The sequence below is a fragment of the Mycobacterium sp. genome, from assembly GCF_049280035.1.
GTDB lineage: Bacteria > Actinomycetota > Actinomycetes > Mycobacteriales > Mycobacteriaceae > Mycobacterium.
Genome location: NZ_JBAPPI010000606.1, coordinates 1 through 1,558 on the forward strand (window position 1 = coordinate 1; position 1,558 = coordinate 1,558).

Here is a 1,558-nt window from a genome sequence, read left to right on the forward strand (position 1 = left end):
CGCCCGAGATGCGCTGGTAGCGCGGGACGGGCTGGTGCTGGGAGAGCTGCCGGCCGGCGCAATTGTGGGCACTTCATCGCCCCGGCGGGCGGCACAGCTTAGAGCATTGGGTCTCGGTTTGGAAATCCGCCCCCTAAGAGGCAACCTAGATACCAGGTTGAACAGGGTAAGCAGCGGTGATTTGGACGCAATCGTGGTAGCCCGGGCGGGCCTGGCCCGACTAGGGCGTCTCGACGACGTCACCGAGACGCTGGAGCCGGTGCAGGTGTTACCGGCGCCGGCTCAAGGTGCGCTCGCTGTCGAGTGCCGCGCCGGGGATGCCCGGCTGGCGGCACTGCTGGCGGAGCTCGACGACGCCGACACCCGCGCGGCCGTCACTGCCGAGCGTGCCCTGCTGGCCGAACTGGAGGCGGGTTGCTCCGCGCCAGTGGGGGCGATCGCCGAGGTGGTCGAGTCCATTGACGAGGACGACTCAAATGTCTTCGAGGAGCTGTCGCTGCGCGGCTGCGTGGCGGCGCTGGACGGATCCGACGTGATCCGCGCGTCCGGAGTAGGCAGTCCGGATCGGGCACGAGAGCTCGGGCTCTCGGTGGCCGCCGAGCTGTTCGCACTGGGCGCACGGGAACTCATGGCGACTGCGCGGTGAGACCACCCGCACGACGAAGTGACTGGGAGAGACACAGATGACGACGCGAGGGCGTAAGCCGAGGCCTGGCCGCATCATGTTCGTGGGCTCGGGTCCCGGCGACCCGGCTCTGCTGACGACGCGGGCCGCCACGGTGCTTGCGAATGCCCCCCTGGTGTTCATTGACCCTGACGTGCCCGAGCCGGTGTTGGCGCTGATCGGCAAGGACTTGCCGCCGGTGTCCGGGCCGGCCGAGCCGAGTGCACAGTCAGAGAACGGCGCCACCGAGGGGACAGCGGGGGCCGGCACCGACGAACAGCCCGCTGCGGTGGTGTCGGTCGGACCCGACATCCGCCCGGCTCTGGGCGACCCGGCCGAAGTGGCCAAAACGCTGGTCGCAGAGGCCCGCACCGGGACTGACGTGGTGCGGCTGGTTGCCGGTGATCCGCTGTCGGTCGACTCGGTGATCACCGAGGTGAACACCGTCGCCCGCACGCACCTGCACTTCGAGGTCGTGCCCGGGCTGGCCGCCAGCTCCGCGGTGCCGACCTATGCGGGGTTGCCGCTGGGCTCCTCGCACACCGTTGCCGACGTGCGCGACCCACATGTGGATTGGGCGGCTTTGGCCGCGGCGCCGGGCCCGCTGATTTTGCAGGCCACCTCGTCGCATGTGGCGGACGCGGCGCGCACGCTGATCGAGTACGGGCTCGCCGACACCACCCCGTGCGTAGTGACGTGCTCGGGTACCACCTGCGCGCAGCGCTCGGTGGAATCCACGCTGGGCGGGCTGACCGATTCGGCCGTCCAGCTCGGCCTCGACCCCGCCGCACCGGCGCCGGTCGTGGTGACGATCGGCAAGACCGTGCACAACCGGGCCAAGCTGAACTGGTGGGAGAGCCGGGCACTGTACGGCTGGACTGTGCTGGTGCCGCG

2 protein-coding genes are annotated in these 1,558 nt (G+C 70.2%); both read left to right on the forward strand.

All coding sequences use genetic code 11. The annotated features are described in order from the left end of the window. Positions 1 to 646 (forward strand): hydroxymethylbilane synthase (gene hemC / locus WAN71_RS19580; RefSeq protein WP_422226918.1); only part of this gene is annotated, 646 nt, incomplete at its 5' end. 37 nt (positions 647 to 683) lie between these two features. Further along, positions 684 to 1,558, forward strand: an 875-nt coding sequence (locus tag WAN71_RS19585) for a uroporphyrinogen-III C-methyltransferase (RefSeq protein WP_422226919.1), incomplete at its 3' end; no start/stop codon positions are given.